This window comes from Pseudomonas sp. No.117, from assembly GCF_054558395.1.
Genome location: NZ_BAAJNP010000003.1, coordinates 616,199 through 641,724, shown reverse-complemented (window position 1 = coordinate 641,724; position 25,526 = coordinate 616,199). Strand labels below are relative to the sequence as shown.

25 protein-coding genes, 1 other RNA gene and 1 pseudogene are annotated in these 25,526 nt (G+C 67.4%); 14 read left to right on the top strand and 13 right to left on the bottom strand.

The window, feature by feature from the left end:
• Positions 1-15: 15 nt before the first annotated feature.
• From tcuC to ACYJP6_RS09735, 3 genes are all read right to left on the bottom strand, one after another.
• Positions 16-1,296: a tricarballylate/proton symporter TcuC gene (gene tcuC / locus ACYJP6_RS09745; protein ID WP_459474786.1), complete on the bottom strand. Its 1,281-nt coding sequence runs from the start codon at positions 1,294-1,296 to the stop codon at positions 16-18.
• A gap of 218 nt (positions 1,297-1,514) precedes the next feature.
• Positions 1,515-3,248, bottom strand: a complete 1,734-nt coding sequence (locus ACYJP6_RS09740; protein WP_459474785.1) for an OPT/YSL family transporter — start codon at positions 3,246-3,248, stop codon at positions 1,515-1,517.
• Between the two features lie 73 nt (positions 3,249-3,321).
• Complete coding sequence (locus ACYJP6_RS09735; RefSeq protein WP_459474784.1) at positions 3,322-4,236, bottom strand: LysR family transcriptional regulator; 915 nt, start codon at positions 4,234-4,236, stop codon at positions 3,322-3,324.
• 301 nt (positions 4,237-4,537) lie between these two features.
• On the opposite strand from ACYJP6_RS09735, the gene ACYJP6_RS09730 reads away from it, so the two are divergent.
• Positions 4,538-5,518 (top strand): aldo/keto reductase, encoded by a 981-nt coding sequence (locus ACYJP6_RS09730; protein WP_459474783.1) that lies wholly within the window; start codon positions 4,538-4,540, stop codon positions 5,516-5,518.
• Positions 5,519-5,586: 68 nt separating this feature from the next.
• Complete coding sequence (locus ACYJP6_RS09725) at positions 5,587-5,739, top strand: hypothetical protein (RefSeq protein ID WP_007159839.1); 153 nt, start codon at positions 5,587-5,589, stop codon at positions 5,737-5,739.
• Positions 5,740-5,835: 96 nt separating this feature from the next.
• Here ACYJP6_RS09725 and ACYJP6_RS09720 read toward each other — a convergent pair whose 3' ends face one another.
• The 3 genes and pseudogenes from ACYJP6_RS09720 to ACYJP6_RS09710 all read right to left on the bottom strand — a co-directional run bounded on the left by ACYJP6_RS09720 (position 5,836) and on the right by ACYJP6_RS09710 (position 7,933).
• Entirely contained in the window at positions 5,836-6,813 is a 978-nt protein-coding gene (locus ACYJP6_RS09720) for a DUF3618 domain-containing protein (protein WP_459474782.1), read from the bottom strand.
• Positions 6,810-7,223 (bottom strand): annotated as a pseudogene (locus ACYJP6_RS09715) (phage holin family protein). Before ACYJP6_RS09715 ends, ACYJP6_RS09720 begins: the two are co-directional and overlap by 4 nt.
• The gene (locus ACYJP6_RS09710; RefSeq protein ID WP_459474781.1) at positions 7,220-7,933 is read right to left on the bottom strand and encodes a hypothetical protein; all 714 of its coding nucleotides are present in this window, start codon (positions 7,931-7,933) and stop codon (positions 7,220-7,222) included. The pseudogene ACYJP6_RS09715 and the gene ACYJP6_RS09710 overlap by 4 nt, the downstream one beginning before the upstream one ends.
• 374 nt (positions 7,934-8,307) lie before the next feature.
• On the opposite strand from ACYJP6_RS09710, the gene ACYJP6_RS09705 reads away from it, so the two are divergent.
• Positions 8,308-8,838, top strand: a complete 531-nt coding sequence (locus tag ACYJP6_RS09705; RefSeq protein ID WP_017639603.1) for a Dps family protein — start codon at positions 8,308-8,310, stop codon at positions 8,836-8,838.
• Here the strand turns inward: ACYJP6_RS09705 and ACYJP6_RS09700 are convergent.
• Positions 8,820-10,073, bottom strand: a complete 1,254-nt coding sequence (locus tag ACYJP6_RS09700; protein ID WP_459474780.1) for a XylR family transcriptional regulator — start codon at positions 10,071-10,073, stop codon at positions 8,820-8,822. The two genes, ACYJP6_RS09705 and ACYJP6_RS09700, sit on opposite strands and share 19 nt — an antisense overlap.
• 185 nt (positions 10,074-10,258) lie before the next feature.
• Between ACYJP6_RS09700 and xylA the strand changes: the two genes are divergently transcribed.
• The 4 genes from xylA to ACYJP6_RS09680 all read left to right on the top strand — a co-directional run bounded on the left by xylA (position 10,259) and on the right by ACYJP6_RS09680 (position 15,450).
• Positions 10,259-11,575: a xylose isomerase gene (xylA, locus tag ACYJP6_RS09695; protein WP_459474779.1), complete on the top strand. Its 1,317-nt coding sequence runs from the start codon at positions 10,259-10,261 to the stop codon at positions 11,573-11,575.
• A 117-nt stretch (positions 11,576-11,692) separates the two neighbouring features.
• Complete coding sequence (gene xylF / locus ACYJP6_RS09690) at positions 11,693-12,694, top strand: D-xylose ABC transporter substrate-binding protein (RefSeq protein WP_459474778.1); 1,002 nt, start codon at positions 11,693-11,695, stop codon at positions 12,692-12,694.
• A 63-nt stretch (positions 12,695-12,757) separates the two neighbouring features.
• The gene (xylG, locus tag ACYJP6_RS09685; protein ID WP_459474777.1) at positions 12,758-14,314 is read left to right on the top strand and encodes a D-xylose ABC transporter ATP-binding protein; all 1,557 of its coding nucleotides are present in this window, start codon (positions 12,758-12,760) and stop codon (positions 14,312-14,314) included.
• Positions 14,314-15,450, top strand: a complete 1,137-nt coding sequence (locus ACYJP6_RS09680) for a sugar ABC transporter permease (protein WP_459474776.1) — start codon at positions 14,314-14,316, stop codon at positions 15,448-15,450. Before xylG ends, ACYJP6_RS09680 begins: the two co-directional genes overlap by 1 nt.
• Positions 15,451-15,864: 414 nt before the next feature.
• On the opposite strand, the gene glpT is transcribed toward ACYJP6_RS09680, so the two are convergent.
• Positions 15,865-17,205 carry a glycerol-3-phosphate transporter gene (gene glpT / locus ACYJP6_RS09675; protein WP_459474775.1) on the bottom strand — a complete coding sequence of 447 codons (1,341 nt, stop codon included), beginning with the start codon at positions 17,203-17,205 and terminating at the stop codon, positions 15,865-15,867.
• Positions 17,206-17,395: 190 nt separating this feature from the next.
• Here glpT and ACYJP6_RS09670 point away from each other — a divergent pair, with 190 nt between their 5' ends.
• Both ACYJP6_RS09670 and ACYJP6_RS09665 read left to right on the top strand, forming a co-directional pair.
• Positions 17,396-18,421: a DUF5924 family protein gene (locus tag ACYJP6_RS09670; protein ID WP_459474774.1), complete on the top strand. Its 1,026-nt coding sequence runs from the start codon at positions 17,396-17,398 to the stop codon at positions 18,419-18,421.
• Positions 18,422-18,465: 44 nt separating this feature from the next.
• On the top strand, positions 18,466-18,882 hold the full coding sequence (locus ACYJP6_RS09665; protein WP_459474773.1) for a flagellar basal body-associated protein FliL: 417 nt from the start codon (positions 18,466-18,468) through the stop codon (positions 18,880-18,882).
• Here the strand turns inward: ACYJP6_RS09665 and ACYJP6_RS09660 are convergent.
• Complete coding sequence (locus ACYJP6_RS09660) at positions 18,869-19,333, bottom strand: EVE domain-containing protein (RefSeq protein WP_459474772.1); 465 nt, start codon at positions 19,331-19,333, stop codon at positions 18,869-18,871. The genes ACYJP6_RS09665 and ACYJP6_RS09660 overlap by 14 nt on opposite strands.
• 182 nt (positions 19,334-19,515) lie before the next feature.
• Here ACYJP6_RS09660 and ACYJP6_RS09655 point away from each other — a divergent pair, with 182 nt between their 5' ends.
• Positions 19,516-19,665: a hypothetical protein gene (locus ACYJP6_RS09655; RefSeq protein WP_459474771.1), complete on the top strand. Its 150-nt coding sequence runs from the start codon at positions 19,516-19,518 to the stop codon at positions 19,663-19,665.
• Here ACYJP6_RS09655 and ACYJP6_RS09650 read toward each other — a convergent pair.
• The 4 genes from ACYJP6_RS09650 to ACYJP6_RS09635 all read right to left on the bottom strand — a co-directional run bounded on the left by ACYJP6_RS09650 (position 19,662) and on the right by ACYJP6_RS09635 (position 21,086).
• Entirely contained in the window at positions 19,662-20,285 is a 624-nt protein-coding gene (locus ACYJP6_RS09650) for a 5-formyltetrahydrofolate cyclo-ligase (RefSeq protein WP_459474770.1), read from the bottom strand. The genes ACYJP6_RS09655 and ACYJP6_RS09650 overlap by 4 nt on opposite strands.
• Positions 20,286-20,294: 9 nt before the next feature.
• Positions 20,295-20,472, bottom strand: a non-coding RNA gene (gene ssrS / locus ACYJP6_RS09645) — 6S RNA.
• Between the two features lie 78 nt (positions 20,473-20,550).
• Positions 20,551-20,859, bottom strand: coding sequence for a cell division protein ZapA (locus ACYJP6_RS09640; protein WP_145011514.1), 309 nt, complete (start codon positions 20,857-20,859; stop codon positions 20,551-20,553).
• Positions 20,856-21,086: a TIGR02449 family protein gene (locus tag ACYJP6_RS09635; protein WP_459474769.1), complete on the bottom strand. Its 231-nt coding sequence runs from the start codon at positions 21,084-21,086 to the stop codon at positions 20,856-20,858. The genes ACYJP6_RS09640 and ACYJP6_RS09635 overlap by 4 nt, the downstream gene beginning before the upstream one ends.
• Before the next feature lie 98 nt (positions 21,087-21,184).
• Between ACYJP6_RS09635 and ACYJP6_RS09630 the strand changes: the two genes are divergently transcribed.
• From ACYJP6_RS09630 to ACYJP6_RS09615, 4 genes are read left to right on the top strand one after another with little or no spacing between them, the layout of a single operon-like run.
• Positions 21,185-21,739 (top strand): UPF0149 family protein, encoded by a 555-nt coding sequence (locus tag ACYJP6_RS09630; protein WP_459474768.1) that lies wholly within the window; start codon positions 21,185-21,187, stop codon positions 21,737-21,739.
• 6 nt (positions 21,740-21,745) lie between these two features.
• Entirely contained in the window at positions 21,746-23,095 is a 1,350-nt protein-coding gene (gene pepP, locus ACYJP6_RS09625) for a Xaa-Pro aminopeptidase (RefSeq protein WP_459474767.1), read from the top strand.
• Positions 23,082-24,263, top strand: a complete 1,182-nt coding sequence (gene ubiH, locus ACYJP6_RS09620; protein ID WP_459474766.1) for a 2-octaprenyl-6-methoxyphenyl hydroxylase — start codon at positions 23,082-23,084, stop codon at positions 24,261-24,263. The genes pepP and ubiH overlap by 14 nt, the downstream gene beginning before the upstream one ends.
• A 19-nt stretch (positions 24,264-24,282) precedes the next feature.
• Entirely contained in the window at positions 24,283-25,512 is a 1,230-nt protein-coding gene (locus ACYJP6_RS09615; RefSeq protein WP_459474765.1) for a 2-octaprenyl-3-methyl-6-methoxy-1,4-benzoquinol hydroxylase, read from the top strand.
• Positions 25,513-25,526: the final 14 nt, after the last annotated feature.

The following is a 25,526-nucleotide window of genomic DNA, read 5'->3' as shown; positions in this document are numbered from 1 at the left end:
TCTGCGACAGGCCTATCAGGCGGTGACGGTCTTGAAGCGCGGCTCGGCGTTGCCCTTGAACAGGGTCAGGGTCGCGACCAGGCCGAGCACGGCGGCCAGGGTCAGCCACATGCCGGGGGCGGCCTTGTTGCCGGTCTCCTGGATCAACCAAGTGCAGACCATCGGGGTGAAGCCGCCGAAGGTCGCGGTGGCCAGGCTGTAGGCCAGGGAGAAACCGGTGGTGCGCACATGGGCCGGCATCACCTCGGTCAGGGCCACCACCATGCCACCGTTGTAGGTGCCATAGAGGAAGGACAGCCACAGCTCGACCATCAGCAGGCGGGAGAAGCCCGGCGCGTGGGTCAGCCAGATCATTGCCGGGTAGGCGGTGAGGATGGCCAGCACCGTGGCGAAGATCAGCAGCGGGCGACGGCCGACGCGGTCGCTCAGGGCGCCCATCACCGGCAGCCAGATGAAGTTGGAGATACCCACGCAGGCGGTGACGATCAGGCTGTCCAGGTCGGTCAGGTGCAGCTCGTGCTTGCCGAAGGTGGGGGTGTAGGCGGTGATCAGGTAGAAGGAGGCGGTGGTCATGGAGACCATGGCCACGCCGGCCAGGACCACGCCGAAGTTCTGGCCGATGGAGGTCATCGTCTCGCCGAAGGTCGGGCGATGCTTGCGCGCCTCGAACTCCGGGCTCTCTTCCAGGGAGCGGCGGATGATGAACAGGAAGGGCACGATCAGGCAGCCGATCAGGAAGGGGATGCGCCAGCCCCATTCACCCATCTCGGCGGGCGACAGCCAGTGGTTGAGCAGGGCACCCAGCACGCCGGCGAAGACCACCGCGACCTGCTGGCTGGCGGACTGCCAGGAGACGAAGAAGCCCTTGCGACCGGGGGTGGCGATTTCCGACAGGTAGACGGACACGCCGCCCAGCTCGACGCCGGCGGAGAAGCCTTGCAGCAGGCGACCGAGCAGCACCAGCAGCGGCGCGGCGACGCCCAGGGTGGCATAGCCGGGCACCACGGCGATCAGCAGGGTACCCAGGGCCATCAGCGCCAGGGTCACGATCAGGCCGTGACGACGACCGTGCCGGTCGATGTAGGCACCCAGGAAGACCGCACCCAGTGGCCGCATCAGGAAGCCGGCACCGAAGGTGGCCAGCGACAGCATCAGGGAGGCGAGTTCGTTGTCGCCGGGGAAGAACGTCTTGGCGATGGCCGTGGCATAGAAGCCATACACCATGAAGTCGTACATTTCGAGGAAGTTTCCGCTGACGACGCGGAACACGGATTTGGCTTTCGACGTGGTGGCCATGACTGCTAGCTCGGATTGGGTTTGTTATGGAGACAGCTCGCGCGAGGCGCCCGGACCTCTGTGGGTGGGTCGCACTGTTTGTAACCTTATGTGTTGCAAAACGGTGCTGGCAAGCTGAATTGGACCAAAACCCGCGAAATTACTGGATTTGAAAGGTTGATGAAAGGTTCGGGTCATTACGTCTGGAAATTATTGTCCAGTTGACAAGATGCCGCACTTCAAGTGATGAGCATCTGCCAGAAGGCCGCGCCGACCCCCGCCAGACTTTCCCCGGCGATCAGGCCGGCGGCGGCGGCCAGGGCGAAGCGCTCGGCCAGGCCTGGTGCCCGCCAACGCACCAGGGCGGTGAGAAGGGCGCCCAGGGTCATCATCAAGGACACCGAGGCCGGTAGGATGAAGGCCAGCCCCAGCGCCGCCGAGCTGGGCAGCCAGAATGCCCGGCGTGGAGCGAGCAGCGCCTCGGCCAGGCCCAGCAGCAAGCCGGCCAGGGCGCCGAGCAGGATGCCCAGGCGCATCGCCGTGTCCAGCGCGCCCAGGCCCTGGGTCAGGGTTTCCGCCACCGCCTTCCACTGGGCCACCGCCGGGGCCGGCCAGGCGGCGCTGAGCAGCAGCGCCTGGGGATCGGGAATCAGCAGCCGGTAGGTGAGCACCCCGGTTACCGCGCCCAGGGCGATGCCAAGGCACTGGGCGACTACCTGCTTGGCCGGGGTGGCGCCGATGGCCTTGCCCACCTTGAAGTCGTTCATCAGGTCGGTGCTCTGGCCCGCCGCGCCGCCGGCGGTGTTGGCGCCCATCAGGTTGATGTTGACCTGGCCCGGGGCGGCCAGGCCGAAGGTCAGCTGCGATAGCTGGCCGATGGCACCTATGGGTGGGATGCCGGTGGCGCCGACCACCCGCGCGGCCATGGCGGCGAGGAAGATCGCCAGGGGGATGGCGATCAGGGCGAGCCAGGGCGCTATGCCGAACAGGCGCACCTGCAGCAGCACCACCAGCAGGCTCGCCACCAGCAGCAGGACCAGTGGCCAGGCCCGGGGACGGCGCCAGCCCTGGCGGCGGCGCTCACCGCGGGGCAGGGTGAGCAGGCGTACCGCCAGCGAGGCCAGGGTGGCACTGACCATCAGGCTCACCCCCGGCCACAGCAGCCACTGCACCAGCACCCCGTACTGCGGGCCGCTGGCATCGGCGGGCAAGGCGGCGATCCCGCGGGCCAGCAGCCAGGGCGCGAGGCCCGCCCAGGCCAGCAAGGTACCCAGCAGCAGGGAAAGCCCGACCCGCAGGCCGATGATGCCGCCGAAGCCGAGCAGCAGCAGCGAGGGATCGAAGCTGAAGGTCAACCGTTCTAGGGCCGCCGAGGGCGCGGCCCGGGGCAGGGTCCAGGCGAAGGTATCCACCAGCTTGACCGCCGCCGACAGCGCCAGGGCGCCCAGCAGCACCCGCAGCCGGGCCAGCGCCTCGGCGCCACTGGCATAGACCTGGCGCAGTGCCTCCAGGGTGGCCAGGCCCTCGGGAAACTTCAGGCTGGCATCGGCCAGCAGCAAGGGCCGGAGATACCAGGCCACCCAGATGCCGAGAAAGCTCACGGCGAATACCCAGCCCATCAGCGGCAGGGTGGGCAGCTCCTGACCGGTCAGCAGGGTATAGGCCGGGATGGGCGCCACCAGGCCGCCGGAGACGATGCTGGCCGCCGCCGAGGCCACGGTCTGGTTGATGTTGCTCTCGTGCAGCGTCCAGCCCGGTTGCTGCAGGCGTCGTCCCAGGCGGTGCCAGAGGCCGTAGCTCACCAGCAGGGCGATGATCGACATGTTGAACGACCAGCCGATCTTGAGGCCGGCATAGACGTTGGCCGGGGTCAACAGGATGCCCAGCAGCGCGCCGGTGAGCAGGGCCCGGGGGCTGAGTTCGCGCTCCACGGGCAGCGGCAGATCGGACGGGGCGGTGGTGGCGTCGGGCAAGAGCGGCTCCTCGGTCACGGAAACGACGGGCGTCGTCAGGGGACCCGCGGGTACGCCGGTTGGTTCGCTCCCGTCAGGGATGGCGTTCGGCCCAGGTCTGCCGCAGCGCCTCGATCAGCTGGCGCAGCCCCGGTGGCGGCTGGCGCCGGCTGGGGTAGTAGATGCACAGCGGCGCGCCGGGCGAGGCCCAGGCCGGCAAGACCTGTTCCAGACGGCCGTCGCGCAGCTCCCCAGCCACCCGCCATTCCAGGCAATAGGCCAACCCGAGGCCATCCAGGGCGGCCTGGATCGAGGTCTCGGTCTCGTTGACGGTGAGCGGGCCGGGTACGTCGACCACCCGCGTCGTGGCGCCGCTGCCCAGTTCCCAGCGATAGAGGGCGCCGCTGCCCAGCCGCAGGCGTATGCAGTGATGGCGGGCCAGGTCTTCGGGTTGCTCCGGGCGCCCGTGGCGCGCCAGGTAGGCGGGGGCACCCACCACCACCCAGCGCAGTTCGTCGGTGAGCGGCAGGGCGACCATGTCCTGGGGCACGGTGTCACCGTAGCGGATACCGGCATCGAGGCCGTCGGCGACGATGTCCACCGGGCGGTCCTCGACGCTGATGTCCAGTTGCAGTTGCGGATAGTCCGCCAGCAGCCGCGGCAGGGTAGGGGTGACCAGCAGCCGCGCCGCATCCCGCGGTACGCTCAGGCGTAGCCGGCCCACCGGGGCGTCGCGGTGCAGATCCAGTTCGCCCAGGGCCTCGCCGATGAGGGCGAAGCCCTGTTCGAGCTTTTCCGCCAGCGCCGCGCCGGCCAGGGTCGGCACCACCGAACGGCTGGTGCGATTGAGCAGCTTGACCCCCAGGCGGGTCTCCAGTTGGCGCAAGGCATGGCTCAATGCCGAGGTGGTGACGCCCAGTTCGATGGCGGCCTGGCGGAAACTGCGCCGGCGGACCAGGGCGACGAAGACGTTGAGGTCGGCCAGTTCACCGCGATTCAGGGTCGGCATGCACAATCCTCGCGCGATAAGAGCCTGTTCAAAGTCTGCTGCGCGTCGGCCAAACGGCGTTGAAAACGCCCTGGAAGGCCAGCCCCGTCGGAATGCTCATTTACTACCCGTAAACTCCCGCGCGAGTCCGATCCGCTTCCTCAGGCATTTTCGTGGGGCCGCCTAGGCCTTGTTTGGCTCTAGCTCGCGAGCCTTTGAACAGGCTCTAGGGGTCAAGAGTTCGTTGAGCCCCATTCAACGCCTTTTGAATTAGCCTCACAAGGCTAACCCTACCGACTGGCGTCCTCGCCTGGAGATCCCCATGAGTGAAACCCTGCGCATCCCGGGTATCGATACCCCCGTTTCCCGCATCGGCCTCGGTACCTGGGCCATCGGTGGCTGGATGTGGGGTGGTACCGACGAAGCCCGCTCCATCGAGACCATCCGTGGCGCCGTGCAAGGTGGCATCAACCTGATCGACACCGCGCCGGTGTATGGCTTCGGTCGCTCCGAGGAGATTGTCGGCAAGGCCCTGGAAGGCATCCGCGACCAGGCGGTGATCGCCACCAAGGTCGCCCTGGAATGGCCGGACGAACAGGTGCGTCGCAACGCCAGCGCTGCGCGCATCCGCCAGGAGGTGGAGGACTCCCTGCGCCGCCTGCGCACCGATCGCATCGACCTCTATCAGGTGCACTGGCCCGATCCCCAGGTGCCCCACGAGGAAACCGCCCGGGAGCTGGAGCGGCTGCGGCAGAAAGGCAAGATCCTCGCCATCGGCGTGAGCAACTATTCACCCGAGCAACTGGAGGCCTTCCGCCAGTTCGCCAATCCTTCCACTGTGCAGCCGCCCTATAACCTCTTCGAGCGCGCCATCGAGGCCGACGTGCTGCCCTATGCCCAGCGTCACGGCCTGGTGGTGCTGGCCTATGGCGCCCTCTGCCGTGGCCTGCTGTCCGGACGGATGAACGCCGACACCCGCTTCGAGGGCGACGACCTGCGCCAGGGCGATCCCAAGTTCCAGGCGCCGCGCTTCGCCCAGTATCTGGCCGCGGTCGAGGCGCTGACCGCCTTTGCCCGCGAACGCCACGGCAAGTCGATGCTGGCCCTGGCCATCCGCTGGATTCTCGACCAGGGGTCGACCATCGCCCTCTGGGGAGCGCGCAAGCCCGAGCAGTTGCAGGGCCTGGACGAAGCCTTCGGCTGGCGGCTGAACAGCGAGGATTTGGCGGCCATCGATGCCATCCTCGCCGAACGCGTCAAGGATCCGGTAGGACCCGAGTTCATGGCACCACCTACCCGTTGATCCAGCCGGGCGGGGCACCCTGGCCCTGTCCCGTTGCCTAACGAGTTCAACCACAAGAGGTGAGAATCATGGCCAAGCGCGAAGATCTCGACCACAAGCCGGAAAACGCCGGCAAGGTCGGTGAAACCCACAAGGAACTCAACCAGGGCGGCGAAGAGCAGCGCCCGCAGAACAGCAAGCGACCCGAGCAGCCCAAGGAAAATCCGGATCCGGGTTACTGAGGCGGCACTGAAACGAGCAAAGGCGCCCTGGTGCAGACCCGGGCGCCTTTGCTTCATGGGCCGGAGTCAGTGGCTGACCCCGGCGGTCCGGCCTGGCTAGAAGTTGCGCGGTGGGGTGGCCATGCCACTCTCGTCACCTACCGCGCCAGGGGTATTACCGTTGGCTGCGGTACGGCCGACATTCATGCCCGCGGTTGCCTGAGTGGCCCCGAGGGTACTGCCGGTGCCTGCCCTCGGCGAACCCGCCATGGACTCGACTCCGGCATCGGGATCGTTACCCAGGTTTTTGGGGGCGGTCCCTACGCCCGCCTGCTGGCTGCCATTGTCAGGACTGGCCTGACGCGCTTCCTTCGCCACATCCTGTCCAGCCGCCTTGACCTGCTCATAGCCACTGCTGGCCACCTGCTTGGCCTTGGCGGTCAGCTTGTCGCTGTGCTTGCCGAGGGCGCGATCCTCGGTCTGGGTTCGCGGCAGCGCGGCGCCGAGCAGGGCGCCCAGGGCGATGCCGAGCGCGCCGACCACCAGGGGTTGTTCACGCAACAGGGTATCGAAGGTGCCCTTGAGTTGCTGCGCCTGGTCGGTCAGGGTGTCCTTGGCCTGGGCGGCGGTATCGCTCAGCCGCTCGCCGGTCTGGGAGGCCTTGGCCGAGACGGTCTCGCCCAGGCCGGTCACCTTGTCACGGACATCGTGGCTGCCCCGGTTCAGCGAGTCGCGGGTATTGCCAGCGCTGCTGGTCACCGAATCCAGGGCGCCCGCCAGCTTGTCCTTCAGCGGACTGCCCGCCGTGGCCGGTGCCGGCGTGCGATTCTGCCCGAGCGCCAGCCACAGCAAGCCGACCGAGGTCAGCACCGCGGGCACCGGATTGGCCTTGAGGGTAGTGCCCAGGTTGTGGGCGAATTCACCACTGTGGCCCTTGGTATAGGAGAGCGCCTGGTCGAACAACTGGCCGGGCGACAGGCGGCTTTCCAGCGCGCCCACCAGGTCTTCGATGCGCTCGCGCTTCTGGTCGATCTCGCGCTCGAGCTCTTCGGGATTCTTGCGGGACTCCGCGTCGATCTGATCGGTGATGCTCATTGTGCGGCTCTCCGTACGGCGTCCTTGTCCTTCTGCAGGCTGTTGACGGTGCGGTCAGGGGTGAAGTGGGACGGCTCGAACTGCTTCTTGCCCGACTGCAGCATGATGAAGCCGATCACCATGACCACCGCGCCCACCAGCAGGGCGGCGGCCTAGGGCGTGAGGTACTGGGAGAGGAAATAGACGACACCCATCAGCAGCACGATGAAGCCGGCCAGCAGCACGATGGCACCGGCCGCTACGCCAGCAACGCCGGCCTTGGTGGTGCGTAGGGATTCACCCAGTTCGGCCTTGGCCAGCGCCAGCTCCTTGGTGAACAGCGCCGGTACCTCGTGGACCAGCTGCTTGACCAGGCCGACCACCGAGGTATCGCCCTCGGTGGGACGCGGAGTGGGATTCTCGTTGATCATGGCTGCTTGCCTCCGCTCAGGGTGGGTCGATCCAACTGGCTGGATGAGGTGCCGGTGTTGAGGGTGCTGTCACTACGGGCCGGATTGATCGCCGCGCCGCCGATGGGGTCGCCGCTACGGGTGGTGGTCGGCGTATGGACGTCCGCACCCTTGGGGATGGCATTGGTGTGGATGACGTCGGCACCGGCCGCCGGCTCCGCCAACTCGTTTTCCGCCGCTACCGAGGGCGTGGTCAGCGAGGGCACCTGGTCCGCGTCGCTGAGGCGCGTGTTGCTGCCGGTGTCGGGCTGGCTGGACGCCTTGAGGAAACGCGACAGGCCGAAGCCGATGGCGATGCTGCCAGTGAGGAACAGCGCCGGATTGTCCCGCGCCAGGGTACCGGCCTGGTGCAGCAACTGTTCGGCGCTCTTGCCGCGCAGATCCTCGGCCAGGCCGGTCAGGCTCTGCGCCATGTCGCTGACATAGTGCGCCAGCCCCAGGGTGTCCTTGTCTTCCAGTTCGTCAGCGGCCGCCTGGGCACTTTGGGCGATGGCGCCGAGCTGGTCGGCGGCGGTGTCGCGGTAGTGTTCATAGTGCGCGGCACCTTCCTGCTTGGCGTCTTGCACCGTGTCTCGGGCGACCTCTTTCAAGTCGTGCAGATGGGCCTCTGCCGTGGAACCGTCCTTGGTCTGCGAGGAGTGTCCCTGGGCGGGATCGAAGGGCGTCGTCATACGCTTGTACCTGTGTGCAGAACCTTGTCGTGGCCGACGGAGAACTCTCGTCGACCTTTCGTGTGCCTTGCCTTTTAGGTGACCGGGGCGGATGAGCGACGGTTCTGCCGCGGGATCGGTTTGCCGCTGGAACTGACAAACGGTTTTACCTACAGGGCTAGCTACAAGCGAAGCGGTCGTGGTCCGGCGCAGCCTCTAGGGCGGGCAATGAAACGCAATCGCAACCCTGGCGACCATTCGTCTTGCCCATGGTGGCGATATGCAGATTCGATGAACGATTTTTCGCCCGGTGCGGTCGATTTCTACAGACGTTGCTGTTCGCCGCTTCCTGGCGAACCCCCCTTTCCCTTACGTCCGATGACAGGAGATCTCTCATGGCCGTTGCCAATGCCAAGCAAGAACTCAAGACCGTTTCCAGCGTCAAGCAGAAGGCCCATCAGGGCGAAGACGCCACCCTGCAGAACCAGCAGGCGGTAGGCGAAGCCCTGGCCGTGCTGTTGTCCGATGTCTTCGCGCTGTACATCAAGACCAAGAACTACCACTGGCACATGAAGGGCTCGCACTTCCGCGACTACCACCTGCTGCTGGAAGAGCAAGCCACCCAGCTGTATGGCATCACCGACCTGATCGCCGAGCGCGCCCGCAAGATCGGCCAGCCCACCGTACGCTCCCTGGAGCAGATGGTGCAGCTCAAGCGCCTGGCCAGCAGCGACGCCACCGACCTGTCGGCCGACCAGATGCTGACCGAGCTGCATGACGACAACCAGTCGCTGGCTGCTTACATGCGCACCACCCACACCCTGACCGACGACGCCAATGACGTCTCCACCACCAGCCTGCTGGAAGAGTGGATCGACCAGGCCGAAGAGCGTGCCTGGTTCCTGGGTCAGACCGTCGGCAAATAAGCCGCAGTCGTTGCCTGAAAGCCCGTCTCCGGACGGGCTTTTTCATGGGCGCTCGCCAGGGGTCTGGGGTTCAGCTGGTACTGCCGGGGTGTGCAGCCGAATTCGCGACGGAACACCGCGTGCAGGTACTGCGCCGAGGTGAAGCCGCAGCGGCGGGCGACGTCCGCCAGGCTGGGCGCGCCCTCCTGCAGGGCCTGGGCCGCCGCGGCCAGTTTGAAGCCGAGGATCTCGTCGTGCAGGCTGCGGCCCAGTTCGCGGCGGAAGGAGGCCTCCAGCGCCGAACGGGAGATGCCCACGTAGCTGGCCACCTGGGCGGTCTTGATGCCCTGGCAGGCGTATTGGCGGATGAAATGCAGGGCGCGCATCACCTGGGGATGACGCACCGCCTGGTGCCGGCTGGAGGCCTGGACATTGATGCCTTCCGGCGGGATCAGCACCCGCGGCGCCCCCAGCTCCACCCCGTGCAGCCGCTGGTGCAGCAGCCGCGCCGCCTCGCGGCCGATGGCCTCGGTACCCTGGATCACCGAGGTCAGGGGTACCCGGGTCAGGGTGCGCGCCAGGGGGTCGTTGTCGATGCCGACCAGCGCCACCTGTTCCGGTACCGGGATGCCGGCGGTAAGGCAGGCCTGCAGCAGTTGCCGCGCCCGGGCATCGGTGACAGCGAGAATGCCCACCGGCTTGGGCAGCGCCTCCAGCCAGGCGATCAGCTGGTCCACGGCGGTATCCCACAGCGGTGCGCTGGTCTCCAGGCCACGATAGATCTCCACCGGCAGGCCGTCGCGGCGGAGCAGGGCGGCGAAGGCCGCCTCGCGTTCGCCGGCCCAGCGATTGGTGTCGGCGGCCGGCAGGCTGAAGCAGGCGAAGCGGGTCAGCCCCGATTCGATCAGGTGGTCGTAGGCCAGTCGCACCAGGGCGGCGTTGTCGGTGGCTACATAGGGAATGCCCGCTGGATAGCTGGCCGCCGCCGCATAGGAGCCACCCACAGCCACCACCGGCAGCGCGCTGTGGGCCAGAGCGGCGCTTACCGCCGGATCGTCGAAGTCGGCGATGATGCCATCGCCCTGCCAGCGCTCGATGCCCTTGAGGCGGCAGAGGAAGTCTTCCTCGAGGAACAGGTCCCAGCGCGCCCGGGTACCGCTCAGGTAGTTGCCGATGCCGGCGAGGATGCCCCGGTCATAGATCTTGCTGCCGTTGAACAGCAGGGCGACGCGGTGGACGGGCGGCTGGCTGGGCATGGCGGGCTTCCGGCGGGACGCGCGGGGCGGGCCTCCAGACTACGACCCCGTCGCCGGCCTCTCAAGCGGCAAAATCGCACTCGGCTCTGGTGATTTTCACAATAGGCAGCCCAGGTGGCGGCGCTACCATCAGGGCAAGCCGGCACGCCGTGCCGGGTGCGAACGATAAGAACAAGGACAACGCGATGGCTTATTTCCCGAATGTCGACAAGGTCCGCTACGCCGGTCCCGACAGCGATTCCCCGCTCGCCTTCCGTCACTATGAAGCCGACCGCCTGGTACTCGGCAAGCCGATGCGCGAGCACCTGCGCATGGCCGTCTGCTACTGGCACACCTTCGTCTGGCCGGGTAGCGATGTCTTTGGCCAGGGCACCTTCCAGCGCCCCTGGCAGGCCGCCGGCGAGCCCCTCGACCAGGCCCGCGCCAAGGCTGCCGCCGCCTTCGAATTCTTCAGCAAGCTGGGCGTCGACTACTACTGCTTCCACGACACCGATGTCGCCCCCGAGGGCGCCAACTTTACCGAATACCGCGAGAACTTCGCCCGCCTGGTCGATGAGCTGGAGCGCCATCAAAGCGAGACCGGCGTCAAGCTGCTGTGGGGCACCGCCAACTGCTTCAGCCATCCGCGCTACGCCGCCGGCGCCGCCAGCAACCCCAATCCCGAAATCTTCGCCTGTGCCGCCACCCAGGTCTGCACGGCGATGAACGCCACCCACCGCCTGGGCGGCGAGAACTACGTACTCTGGGGCGGTCGCGAAGGCTACGAGACGCTGCTCAACACCGACCTCAAGCGCGAGCGCGAGCAACTGGGTCGCTTCATGCGGATGGTGGTGGAGCACAAGCACCGCATTGGCTTCCAGGGCGACCTGCTGATCGAGCCCAAGCCCCAGGAGCCGACCAAGCACCAGTACGACTACGACGTGGCCACCGTCTTCGGCTTCCTGCAGCAATTCGGGCTGGAGAAGGAGATCAAGGTCAACATCGAGGCCAACCATGCCACCCTGGCCGGCCATAGCTTCCAGCACGAGATCGCCAGTGCCGTGGCCCTGGGCGTGTTCGGCAGCATCGACGCCAACCGCGGCGATCCGCAGAACGGCTGGGACACCGACCAGTTCCCCAACAGCGTGGAAGAGCTGACCCTGGCCATCTACGAGATCCTCAAGGGTGGCGGCTTCACCCGCGGCGGCTTCAACTTCGACGCCAAGGTCCGCCGCCAGAGCCTGGACGACGTCGACCTGTTCCACGGCCACGTGGCGGCCATGGACACCCTGGCGCTGTCCCTGGAGCGCGCCGCGGCGCTGTTGCAGGACGACCCGCTGGGCACCTTCAAGGCCGAGCGCTACGCCGGTTGGGACCAGGCCCTCGGCCAGCGCATCCTGGGTGGCCAGCTGAGCCTGGAACAGCTCGCCGAACACACCTTCAGCCAGGGCCTGGCGCCCCAGCCGGTGAGCGGACGCCAGGAGTTGCTCGAAGGCATCGTCAATCGCTATCTGTATCGCTGATGACCCTGCGCGGGCCTGCGCAAAAAAGCTGGCCAGGCCCGCTTGTGCAACCGAGCTGAATCGTTACACTCAGAGCCGTTCCATCGCTCCACAACAACAATAACGAAGGACGCAATCATGAACTTCAAGACCACCCTGCTCGCAGGTCTGCTCGCCCTCTGCACCACCGGTTTCGCCCAGGCCGACGCCCAGCATCCCAAGATCGGTTTTTCCATCGACGACCTGCGCCTGGAGCGCTGGGCCCGTGACCGCGACTACTTCGTCGCCGCCGCCGAGCAACTCGGCGCCAAGGTCTATGTGCAATCCGCCGACGCCAACGAGCAGCGCCAGCTGTCGCAGATCGAGAACCTGATCTCGCGCGGGGTGGACGCCATCGTCATCGTGCCCTTCAACGCCACGGTGCTGAACAACGTGGTGGCCGAGGCCAAGAAGGCCGGGGTCAAGGTGATCTCCTACGACCGCCTGATCCTCAATGCCGACATCGACGCCTACATCTCCTTCGACAACGAGAAGGTCGGCGAGATGCAGGCCGGCGGCGTGCTCAAGGCCCAGCCCAAGGGCAACTTCTTCCTGCTCGGCGGCGCTCCCACCGACAACAACGCCAAGATCCTCCGCCAGGGCCAGATGAAGGTCCTGCAGCCGGCCATCGACAAGGGCGACGTCAAGGTCGTCGGCCAGCAGTGGGTCAAGGAGTGGAACCCGACCGAGGCCCTGGCCATCGTCGAGAACGCCCTGACCGCCAACGACAACAAGATCGATGGCATCGTCGCCTCCAACGATGCCACCGCCGGTGGCGCCATCCAGGCCCTGGCGGCGCAGAAGCTGGCCGGCAAGGTCGCCGTGTCCGGCCAGGATGCCGACCTCGCCGCCATCAAGCGGGTGATCGCCGGCACCCAGACCATGACCGTCTACAAGCCGCTCAAGCTGATCGCCTCCGAGGCGGCCAAGTTGTCGGTGCAGCTGGTGCGCGGCGAGAAGCCGGGCTTCAACTCCAGCTACGACAACGGCACCAAGAAGGTCGATACCCTGCTGCTCACGCCGACCGAGCTGACCAAGGCCAACGTCGACCTGCTGGTCAAGGATGGCTTCTACACCCAGGCCCAGATCGACGGCAAATAACCACTGGCCACCGGCTGGCCGCCTGACGCCTGGCGTCGGGCGGCTTCTGGGCGAGGAGCGGCCATGGCCGACTATCTGCTGGAAATGCACGGCATCGCCAAGAGCTTTGGCGGGGTGCGGGCACTGGATGGCATCGATCTCAAGGTGCGTCCGGGCGAATGCGTAGGGCTGTGCGGCGAGAACGGCGCCGGCAAGTCCACCCTGATGAAGGTGCTCTCGGCGGTCTATCCCCACGGTACCTGGGAAGGCGAGATCCGTTGGGACGGGCGGCCCCTGGAGGCCCATTCCATCGCCGAGTCCGAAGCGGCCGGCATCGTCATCATCCACCAGGAACTGACCCTGGTCCCCGATCTGTCGGTGGCCGAGAACATCTTCATGGGCCACGAGCCACGCCGCTTCGGCGGGCGGCTGGACTACCCCACCATGCTGCAGCGCTCGGCCGAGCTGATGCGCCGGCTCAAGGTGCCGGACATGAACGTGGCCCTGCCGGTGTCCCAGTACGGCGGCGGCCTGCAGCAACTGGTGGAGATCGCCAAGGCGCTGAACAAGAACGCCCGGCTGTTGATCCTCGACGAACCGACCTCGGCGCTCACCACCTCCGAGATCGCCGTGCTGCTGGACATCATCCGCGACCTCAAGGCGCAAGGCGTCGCCTGCGTCTACATCTCGCACAAGCTCGACGAGGTGGCGGCCATCTGCGACACCATCACGGTGATCCGCGATGGCAAGCACATCGCCACCACGCCCATGGCCGAGATGGACATCGACCGCATCATCACCCAGATGGTCGGCCGCGCCATGACCAACCTCTATCCGCAGATCCCCCACGAGATCGGCGAGGTAATCTTCGAGGCGCGCCACTTCACCTGCCTGGATGTCGACAACCCCCAGCGCAAGCGCGTCGACGACGTCTCCTTCGCGGTGCGCAGCGGCGAGATCCTCGGCATCGCCGGGCTGGTGGGCGCCGGGCGCACCGAGCTGGTCTCGGCCATCTTCGGTGCCTACGACGGCCGCTACGAGGGCGAGGTCTGGCTCAATGGCCAGCGCATCGACACCCGCACCCCGCTGAAATCCATCCGCGCCGGCCTCTGCCTGGTGCCGGAGGATCGCAAGCGCCAGGGCATCATCCCCGACCTGGGCGTGGGCTCGAACATCACCCTCACGGTGCTGGACCGCTTCGCCCATCTCAGTCGCATCGACGGCGAGGCGGAACTGTCCTGCATCGATACCGAGATCGCCCGGCTGCAACTCAAGACCAGCAGCCCCTTCCTGCCCATCACCGGTCTTTCCGGGGGTAACCAGCAGAAGGCGGTGCTCTCCAAGATGCTGCTGGCCCGGCCCAAGGTGCTGATCCTCGATGAACCCACCCGCGGCGTCGACGTCGGCGCCAAGTTCGAGATCTATCGCCTGATCGGCCTGCTGGCCGCCGAGGGCGTGGCCATCGTCATGGTCTCCTCGGAGCTGGCCGAGGTGCTCGGCGTCTCCGATCGGGTACTGGTGCTCGGCGAAGGCCGGCTGCGCGGCGATTTCCCCAACGAGAATCTGACCCAGGAGCGGGTACTGGCCGCCGCCCTGGGCACCACCGAACGGGCGGTCGCCCAAGCCCGGGAGCACTTCTGATGCACGCCGTGAAACAGCTGTTCACCCGTTACAAGATGCTCGCCCTGCTGATCGCCGTGGCCCTGATCTGGCTGTTCTTCAGCTGGCAGACCGAGGGCGGCTTCGTCACCCCGCGCAACCTGTCCAACCTGCTGCGGCAGATGTCCATCACCGGTATCCTCGCCTGCGGCATGGTGCTGGTGATCATCGCCGGCGAGATCGACCTCTCGGTGGGCTCGCAACTCGGCCTGCTCGGCGGGGTGGCGGCGATACTCGACGTCACCTACCACGTGCCGCTGCCGATCACCTTGCTGGCGGTGGCCGCCGGTGGCCTGCTGATCGGCCTGGTCAACGGCTACCTGAGCGCCTATCGCGGGATACCGTCGTTCATCGTCGGTCTTGGCGGCATGCTGGCCTTTCGCGGCGTGCTGCTCGGCCTCACCGGCGGCGTCACCGTCGCCCCGGTGTCGCCGGAACTGGTCTACCTCGGCCAGGGCTACCTGCCGCCGCTGGTGGGCGTGGTGCTGGGCTGCGTGCTGTTCGCCGTGGCCGTCGTGCTCACCTGGCGCCAGCGCAGCAAGCGCAAGGCGCTGGACCTGAGCCTGGCGCCGCTGTGGCGCGATGTGCTGCGGGTGGTGGTGATCGGCGTGGTGCTGGTGGCCTTCATCCAGACCCTCAACCGCTACGACGGCATTCCGGTGCCGGTGCTGATCCTGCTGGTGCTGCTCGGGGTGTTCAGCTACATCACCAGCCAGACGGTGTTCGGCCGGCGCATCTACGCGGTGGGCAGCAACCTGGAAGCCACCCGGCTCTCGGGTATCAACGTCCAGGCGATCAAGCTGGGTATCTTCGGCCTCATGGGGGTGATGTGCGCCCTGGCCGGCCTGGTCAACACCGCCCGCCTGGCCGCCGGCTCGCCGTCGGCCGGTACCATGGGCGAACTGGACGCCATCGCCGCCTGCTTCATCGGCGGCACCTCCATGCGCGGCGGCTCGGGCACCGTCTACGGCGCCCTGCTCGGCGCCCTGGTGATCGCCAGCCTGGACAACGGCATGTCGATGCTCGACGTGGACAGCTACTGGCAGATGATCGTCAAGGGCGGCATCCTGGTCCTGGCCGTCTGGGTCGACGTCAGCACCCGCACCAGCCGGCGCTGAGCGGCCCCAGTGAGGTAGGGTGGAAAACCGCGCAGCGTTTTCCACCCGTTGGCACCCTGCTTGGTCCCGGATGAGGCTGTGCCGTCATCCAGGCTACGAGTGCTGCCAGGGTTGCTGCCGGTGGCTGAGGCCGCACCGTCAGCCGTGCGACGCATCCAGTCACCATTCTTGACCACCCCCTCTCCCTCTGGGAGGGGGCTGGGGTGAGGAAGCCTGGCCAGCAGCGGCAATCGCGGCGATGGAGGTCCGCCGCTGCGGCCGCTCCGACAGCTGGCCTAAATCCTAGGAGCGGTCCAGGGCCGCGATCAGCCGGACTGTAGCGTGGAAAACCGCGCAGCGTTTTCCACCTTGTTCCACCTTGAGCCCCGGTGGATGAGGCTGCGCCGTCATCCACCCTAGGGGTTGCCGCCAGGCTCAGCGTCTCGCCTTGGCCACCATCCCGGTATGCCTCAGGGTCAGCGCCAGGAAGACGATGGCCAGCACGCAGGAGCCGATCAGCAGCATGAAGCCACCGTCCCAGCCGAAGTGGTCCACGGTGTAGCCGACCAGGGCGTTGGCCGCCACCGAGCCGCCCAGGTAGCCGAACAGTCCGGTGAAGCCCGCGGCGGTACCGGCGGCTTTCTTGGGTACCAGCTCCAGTGCCTGCAGGCCGATCAGCATCACCGGGCCGTAGATCAGGAAGCCGATACTGACCAGGGCGGCCAGGTCGACGCCAGGGTTGCCTTCCGGGTTCAGCCAGTAGACCAGGGTGGCGACCAGCACGCCGAGCATGAAGACCACGCCGGTGGCGCCGCGATTGCCGCGGAACAGCTTGTCCGAGAGCCACCCGCAGAGCAGGGTGCCGGGGATGCCCGCCCACTCGTAGAAGAAGTAGGCCCAGGACGTCTTGTCCACCGAGAAGTGCTTGGCTTCCTTGAGGTAGGTGGGCGCCCAGTCGAGCACGCCATAGCGCAGCAGGTAGACGAAGACGTTGGCCAGGGCGATGTACCAGAGCAGGCGATTCTTCAGCACGTACTCGACGAAGATCTCCTTGGTGGAGAATTCGCGCTCGTGGCCTTCGCTGTAGCCCTCGGGGAAGTCCTGCTTCCAGTGCTCCACCGACGGCAGGCCGCAGGACTGCGGCGTGTCTCTCATGGCGACGAAGGCGAATACCGCCACGGCCAGGGCCACCACCGCCGGGACGTAGAAGGCCGAGTGCCAGTCGTTGAACCAGAACAGGCCGAGCAGGAACAGCGGACCGATCAGGCCGCCGCCGACGTTGTGGGCGACGTTCCACACCGAGACCACGCCGCCACGCTCCTTCTGCGACCACCAGTGCACCATGGTGCGACCGCTGGGCGGCCAGCCCATGCCCTGGAACCAGCCATTGAGGAACAGCAGCACGAACATGACGGTGACGCTGGACGTGGCCCAGGGCGCGAATCCGAACAGCAGCATCACCAGCGCCGAAAGCACCAGGCCGGCGGGCAGGAAGTAACGGGGATTGGAGCGGTCCGAGACCAGGCCCATGAGGAACTTTGACAGGCCGTAGGCGATGGCCACCGCCGAGAGCGCCACCCCCAGCTCGCCGCGACTGTAGCCTTGCTCCACCAGGTAGGGCATGGCCAGTGAGAAGTTCTTGCGTAGCAGATAGTAGCCGGCGTAGCCGATGAAGATCCCGGCGAAGATCTGCCAGCGGAGACGGCGGTAGACGGGGTCGATGCGATCGGCGGGCAGCGGCGGGCGATGCGCCGCGGGGGCGAAGATTCCAAGCATGGGAGCCTCGATATTGTTATAGGTATTAATCGAAAACGAACATTCCGGGTTCGTTTTCGAATATTACAAGGATATGACAGCCGGTACAGGCTTTTCCGCCCTGTGGCGGCGAGCGCCGGGTTTCCCCTTGATCTGCGCGGGTTGCGGGCCTAGGGTGGCGCGTCTTCGCCGCCGTTTTTCGCGAGTCACCATGCCTGCCTGGAAAGTCCTGTATTCCCGCGTCCTGACCCTGGTCACCGCGCTGTTCGAGCGTTACCCCCGCCTCATCGCCCTGGCCGGCTTCATCTCGGGGATCTGCAGCTTCCTGCTGGTGGACCGGCAGAAGGGCTTCGCTCCGGTGATGGCGGTGGTGATGCTGGCGAGCTGGGTCTGGCTGATGCTGGAAAACGTGCTCCGCGGCTGGGTCAGTCGGCGCTTCGGCTGGGAACTCCCGCCGCCGCTGCTGCGCTATGCCACCCAGCTGATCCACCAGGAAAGCCTGTTCTTCTGCCTGCCGTTCTTCGCCATCACCACGGCCTGGAACAGCGGCCAGGCGCTGTTCACCGGACTGCTCGGCGCCGCCGCCCTGGTGTCCATCATCGATCCGCTGTACTACAAGGCCCTGGCGCCGCGGCGCTGGGTGTTCCTCAGCTACCACACGGTGACCCTGTTCGCGGTGCTGCTCACCGCGCTGCCGATCATCCTGCACCTGACCACCACCCAGAGCTACGAACTGGCCCTGGGCGTCGCCGTGCTGCTGTCCTTTCCCAGCCTGGCGGTGGCCTTCCGGGTGCGCCTGGGCTGGCGCTGGCTGGGCCTGCTGGGCCTGTGCCTGGCCATCGGCGCCTTCGGCTGGCTGGGCCGCGCCTGGGTGCCGCCGGCCACCCTGTGGCTGACCGACATGGGCATGAGCACCAACTTCGACAGCCTCAAGCGCCAGCCGGGCGATGCGGTCAAGAGCCTGAGCGTCACCCAGCTGCGCGCCCAGGGACTCTATGCCTTCACCGCCATCAACGCGCCGCGCGGCCTCAACGAGCGCATCTATCACGTCTGGCGCCATGCCGGTCAGGAAGTCGATCGTATTCCCCTGGATATCAGCGGCGGCCGCGAGGCGGGCTATCGCGCCTGGACCCACAAGCAGAACTTCCCCGGCGACGTGAGCGGCCGTTGGCAGGTGCAGGTGGTGACGGACGTCGGCCAGGTGATCGGAACCCTCAGGTTCGAGGTGACCCCTTGAGCCCCGCTGGCTATGCTGCAGCCATCCACCCTCGAGGAATCGCCGTGAAAGCTGTCGCTGCCATTTTGTTGTCCTTCTGCCTGGCGCTGCATGCCTGGGCCGAGGAGAAAAAGGACGAGAAGAAGGAAGGGGAGGCCCCCAAGACCGAGTTCTACAACCTGACCCCCGCGTTGGTCGGCAACTACGGCAGTGGCCCCAAGCTCAAGTACTACAAGGCCGACATCGCCCTGATGATGACCGGCAAGGAGGCCAAGGAAAGGGTCGAGTTCCACGAGCCGCTGATCCGCAACCAGCTGGTGATGCTGTTCGCCCAGCAGACCGACGAGACCCTGGCGGGGGTCGAGGCCCGCGAGAAGCTGCGCCAGGAAGCGCTCAAGCAGGTGCAGAGCGTGGTCAACCAGGAGGAGGGTAAGCCCCTGGTGGAAGACCTGCTGTTCAACAACCTGATCATCCAGCCCTGACGCGGGCGGCGCTGATGATCGCTGCCCATTCCGCCGGGCCGACCGGCATCACCGAGAGCCGGTTGCCCTTGCGCAGCAGGGCGAAGTCGGCGAGTGCCGGCAGCTCGCGCAGGCGCGGCAAGGTCAGCACCCGGGGAAAGGCCTCGACGAAGGCGACCTGGCGTGCGGTCCAGGGATTGCTGTCGGCGCTGGCCTTGGGCGCATGGTAGGGACTCTCGGGGTCCAGCGCGGTCGGGTCGGCGAAGGCCGCGCCGACGATCCGGCCGATGCCGGCGATGCCCGGTTCGGCGCAACTCGAATGATGGAAGAAGAACAGCTCGTCGGGTGCCATGGCGCGCAGGAAGTTGCGCGCCTGGTAATTGCGCACGCCGTCCCAGCGCGCCTGTCCCAGGCGTTGCAGGTCGTGCAGCGAGAACTCATCCGGCTCGGATTTCAACAGCCAGCAGGCCACGTTTCGTCTCCTGACGAATGGAAGCCCGGGAGCTTCCAGGAAAGGGTCTGGTCGATTGCAAGGGGCGACCGCTTGTCGCAGAATGCCGCGCATTCCGGATGAAGTCTGACCGTACGCGCTGAGCATAACAGGGCGACGTCCTGTCCTGCCCAAAGGTGCCAGCAAGGGGGTGGCCCAATTCGATGAAACGCAAACCTGATCTGTTGTGGGTGCTGGTCCTGATCTTCACCCTGGGTGTCGTCACCACCGGGTATACCCAGAGCTTCTGGGAGCAGCGCCAGAGCCAGCAGCAATACGCGCGCTACACCAGCGAAACACCGCCGGTGCGCTAGCCCCTCCCCGCGCGCTGGCCGTACCAGCCGCCATCGCTCACCACGGCCGCCATGGGCACGTCCCAGGCCGCCAGCGCCAGGCGCTCCACCTTCTGACACTCGTGGGCACAGCCGATCAGCCGCGGGCTGTGCCACTGCCGCCGGCGGGCCAGATAGGCCAGGTTGCGATCGTAAAAGCCCTTGCCCATGCCCAGGCGTCCGCCCTGGGGGTCGAAGCCCACCAGTGGCATCAGGATGAGATCCAGGGCCCAGGTCGACCGCCCCAGGCGCCGGTCCGGGCGCGGCTCGGCGATGCCGAATCTATTGCGGACCCAGGGCTCGCCGCGGCCGACCCGTTGAAAGATCATCGCCGTGCGCGGCCAGCGGGAGAGTACCGGCAGGTAGGTGGCCTTGCCCCGCCGCTGGGCGGCTTCGAGCAGCGGGCGTGGATCGATCTCGCCATCGCTGGGCAGATAGAAGGCGATATGCCGGGCACGCCGAAACAGCGGGTGCTGGGCGAGTCGCCGATAGAGCTGGCGGGCGGCCTGGCGTTGCTGAACGGGGGTGAGGGTGCGACGTCGCTGGCGCAGCAGCTTGCGCAGCGCGGGCCGACTGAGATCGGGGGAGGAGGGGGTGGTCATGGAAGAAATGAGCTCTCCGGAATGCCGCTGCCGGTGTAGCCCTTGAACCCTTGGTTCAAGGTGGGAGAAGTCGTAGACCTTTAGGCTTTCCGCCGTAGCGGACATGCACACCAGTCTTACGAGCAACCCCCGGGGTGTTGCTTATCGGCTCGGGGACATGACCGACTGGCGCACACACCAGAGAGTAGCTCCAGTATACGCCCCTGAGCCGGGATGCAAACCCCCGGCTATCCCCGGCCACCGCGCCGGGCGGCCGGCTGGACGGTCAGGCGGTGGTGTCGTGTTCGGTGATCAGGGCGCGATCAACGCGATCCAGCAGGTCCCTGACCCGCTCGCGGGTGCTGCTCACCTCCAGGCTGACGTCATCCTGGCGATGCAGCAATTCGTGGGTGATGTTGAGGGCGGCCATCACGGCCACGCGGTCGGCGCCGATGACCTTGCCGCTGGCGCGGATCTCGCGCATCTTGCCGTCCAGGTAGCGCGCGGTGCTCTCCAGGTTGGCACGCTCGTCGGCGGGACAACTGATGCGATATTCCTTTTCCAGTATCTGGACGGTCACGGTCTCGATGCTCATGAGTCCTGCTCCAAGGCTTTCAGGCGTAAAATCATCGCTTCGACCTTCGATCTGGCCAATTCGTTCTTCTCGATCAGTTCGGCGCGCTCCTGGCGCCAGCTGCGCTCGCTGTGGCGCAATTGCTGATTCTGCCGCTGGAGCTCTTCGAGGCGCAGGAGCAGGCGCTCCACACGGTCACCGAGGGCGTCCAGATCGGCGTCGAGGGGCGTGTCGCGAGACTCGCGCATGAGGGCTACAGCTCCAGAAGGGTGCAACGAGATTGGCCGCCGGCGGGGTCAGCGCGTAGGATAAGGCTTCATTCTAGCCAGCGCCTCACCTCGACGCCATGTCCAGCTCAGCATCCGCCTACGCCGCCTTCGCCACCCTGCTCGCCGAGGCCGCCCTGCCGGTCTCGCCCGCCGAACTCCACGGTCACCTGCTCGGGCGGGTCTGTGGCGGCGCGGGCTTCGACGAGAACGACTGGCTGGCCGCGGCCAGCGAGCTGCTCGGCGGGGCGCCGAGCGAGCGCCTGCAGGCGGCGCTCTCGGGGCTGCTCGGCATGGTGCAGCAGGAATTCGCCGGCCAGCAGGTGGCCCTGGTGCTGCTGCTGCCGCCGGACGAAGTCCCTCTCGCCGAGCGTACCGCGGCCCTCGGCCAGTGGTGCCAGGGCTTCCTGGCCGGCTTCGGTCTCTCGGGGCGTACCGGCGAGGTCTCCGGGGAGGCCCGCGAGGTGCTCGAGGACCTGGCCGCCATTGCCCAGATCCAGGAGCCGGCCGAGGAAGGCGAAGAGGGCGAGAACGACTTCATGGAAGTCACCGAGTACCTGCGCGTGGCGCCCCTGCTGCTCTATGGCGAGTACGGTCGCGGCCCCATTCCCGAACCGGCTCCCGTGGTGCACTGAGCGGCCATGCCGCGGATCCACAAGGCTGAATTCGCCCGGCGCCGGCGCGCGCTGATGGCCGAGATCGGCCATGGCGGCATCGCCTTGCTGCCGGCCGCGCCGGTGTGCCTGCGCAATCGCGACATCGAGCAGCCCTACCGCCAGGACAGCGATTTCCAGTACCTCACCGGCTTTCCCGAGCCCGAGGCCCTGGCCGTGCTGATTCCGGGTCGCGCCCATGGCGAATACTTGCTGTTCTGCCGCGAGCGGGACGCCGAGCTGGAGCGCTGGGAAGGCCGGCGCGCCGGCCAGGAAGGAGCACTGGCCGACTATGGCGCGGACGACGCCTTTCCCATCGGCGACCTGGACGACATCCTGCCCGGCCTGCTGGAAGGTCGCGAGCGGGTCTACTACGCCATGGGTGCCCACCCGGAATTCGAGCGGCAACTGCTCAACTGGATCGAGCTGATCCGCGCCAAGGCCGACCAGGGCGCCTCGCCGCCGCGGGAGCTCCTGGCGCTGGATACCCTGCTGCACGACAGCCGGCTGTACAAGTCGGCCGCCGAGGTGCGGCTGCTCAAGGCCGCCGCCGAGCTGACCTGCGCCGCCCACCTGCGCGCCATGCAGGCTTGCCGCCCGGGCCTGCGCGAATATCACCTGGAGGCGGAGCTGGACTACTGCTTCCGCCAGGGTGGGGCACGGCTGGCGGCCTATGGCTCCATCGTCGCGGCCGGTGCCAATGCCTGCGTCATGCACTACCAGGCCAACGATGCCCCCCTGCGTGACGGCGAGCTGGTGTTGATCGATGCCGGTTGCGAGCTGGACTGCTATGCCAGCGACGTGACCCGCACCTTTCCGGTCAATGGCCGTTTCTCGCCCGAGCAGCGGCAGCTGTACGACATCGTGCTGGAGGCCAACCAGGCCGCCATCGCCTGCGTGGCGCCGGGACGCCACTGGAACGAACCCCACGAGGCCACGGTCAGGGTGATCACCGCGGGGCTGCTGGCCCTGGGTCTGCTCCAGGGCGAGCTGGAGGAACTGATCGACACCGGCGCCTGCCGTGACTTCTACATGCACCGCGCCGGCCATTGGCTCGGACTGGATGTGCACGATGTCGGCGAATACCGCATCGGCGACCAGTGGCGGATGCTGGAACCGGGCATGGTATTGACCGTGGAGCCCGGCCTGTACATCCCGGCGGATGCCGAGGTACCGCGCAAATGGCGCGGCCTGGGCATCCGCATCGAGGACGAAGTGCTGGTGACGCGCAGCGGTTGCGAGGTGCTGACCGCCGGCCTGCCCAAGGCGGCCGCGGAGATCGAAGGCTTGATGGCGGCCGCGCGCGACCGCCGGGAGAACGCTCATGCAACGTCCTGATATCGCCATCATCGGTGGCGGCCTGGTGGGTGCCAGCCTGGCGCTGGCCCTGCAGGCCGGCGCCAAGGCGCGCGGCTGGCGCATCCTGCTGGTGGAGCCCTTCGCTCCCGGCGATACCTACCAGCCCAGCTACGACGCCCGCTCCTCGGCGCTGTCCTACGGCTCGCGACTGATCTACCAGCGGCTGGGCGTTTGGGACGCCCTGGCCGAGCATGCCGAGGCGATCGGCGAGATCCAGGTGTCCGACCAGGGCCGCTTCGGCGTGACCCGGTTGCTCGCCCGCGACGAGAACCTGCCGGCGCTGGGCTATGTGGTGGAGAACGCCTGGATCGGCCAGGTGCTCTGGCAGGCGCTGGATCGCGAGGTGGTGGACTGGCGCTGCCCGGCCGAGGTGCGCCAGCTGACCGCCCTGGCCGACGGCTATCGCCTGGAACTGGACGACGGCGCGACCCTGGAGTGCGGCCTGGCAGTGGTCGCCGATGGCGGCCGCTCGGCGTTGCGCGAGTCCTTGGGCATCGAGGTGCGCCGTACGCTCTACGAGCAGACCGCGCTGATCGCCAACGTCTCCACCAACCTCGGCCATGGCGGGCGCGCCTTCGAGCGCTTCACGCCCCATGGTCCCCTGGCGCTGTTGCCCCTGCCGGGGCAGCGCAGCGCCCTGGTCTGGACCCAGCCCGACGGCGAGGCCCTGCGGCTGCAGCAGGCGCCGGAGGCCGTGTTCCTCGCCGAACTGCAGCAGGCGGTGGGCTATCGGCTGGGCAGCTTCACCCAGGTCGGTATCCGGCATGCCTATCCGCTGACCCTGCTGGAGGCCGCCGAGCAGGTGCGTCCCCACCTGGTGGTGCTGGGTAACGCCGCCCACAGCCTGCATCCCATCGCCGGCCAGGGCTTCAACCTGTCGCTGCGCGACGTCGACAGCCTGGCCGAATGCCTGCTGGAGAGCGCCACGGCGCCCGGCGACTTCGCCGTCCTGCAGGACTATCTGCAGCGCCAGCGCCTGGACCAGCAACTGACCATCGGCTTTTCCGATCGCATCACCCGGCTGTTTTCCAACAGCCGGCCCTGGCTGAGTGCCGGACGCAACCTGGGCCTGGTCGGCCTGGAGCTGTGCCCGCCGGCCAAGAGTGCCTTCGCCCGCCAGGCCATGGGCCTGGGTACCCGTCCCTGACCTGCGAGGAGAAACGAGCATGCTGACCCATGCGGATCTGGTGATCGTCGGTGCCGGCATGGTTGGCAGCGCCCTGGCCCTGGCCCTGGCCGACAGCGGCCTGTCGGTGGTGCTGCTCGACCGCGGCCCGCTTACCCCCGGGGCGGTCGAGAGCGACCTGCCCTTCGAACCCCGGGTCAGCGCCCTGTCGCTGGCCAGCCAGCGCATCCTGCAGCGCCTCGGTGTCTGGGACGGCATCCTGGCGCGGCGTGTCAGCCCCTACCAGGCCATGCACGTCTGGGACGGCTCCGGCACCGGCGCCGTGCACTTCGATGCGGCCAGCGTGCATGCCGAGGTGCTCGGCCACATCGTCGAGAATCGCGTGGTGCAGGATGCCCTGCTCGAGCGCCTGGCCGCGGCCAACGTCCTGCTCCTGCCGGAGGCACGGCTGGAATTGCTGCGCCGCTCCGGCGACCAGTGGCTGGTGCAACTGGCCGGGGATCGGCAGATCCGCGCGCCACTGGTGGTGGCCGCCGATGGCGCCACCTCGGCGGTGCGCCGCCTGGCCGGGCTGGAGACCCGCGAGTGGGATTACCTGCACCACGCCATCGTTACCAGCGTGCGCTGCGCCGAGTCGCACCAGCGCACCGCCTGGCAGAGATTCACCGACGACGGCCCCCTGGCTTTCCTGCCGCTGGACCGCGGCGGCGATACCCACTGGTGCTCCATCGTCTGGTCCTGCACGCCCAAGCAGGGCGAGCGGCTGATGGCCATGGACGACGCCACCTTCTGCCAGGCCCTGGGCGAGGCTTTCGAACAGCGTCTGGGTCAGGTGGAATGCAGCGACACGCGGCTGTGCATCCCGTTGCGCCAGCGGCACGCCAAGCGCTACGTGGAACCCGGCCTGGCGCTGATCGGCGATGCCGCCCACGTCATCCATCCGCTGGCCGGCCAGGGCGTCAACCTGGGCTTTCTCGACGCCGCGGTGCTGGCCGAGGAATTGCGTCATGCCCAGGCGCGCGGTGAATCCATCGCCGAGCAGCGAGTGCTGGAACGCTACGAACGCCGCCGTATGCCGCACAACCTGGCGATGATGGCGGCCATGGAGGGCTTCCAGCGGCTGTTCCAGGACGACCGCCTGCCGCTGCGCTGGCTGCGCAACGCCGCGCTCAAGCAGGTGGATCGCCATTTCGAGGCCAAGGCGCTGTTCGTCCGCCGTGCCCTGGGCTTGTCCGGCGATGTGCCGGAGCTGGCGCGGGTGGTGGCCTAGACGAGGTCCAGGGA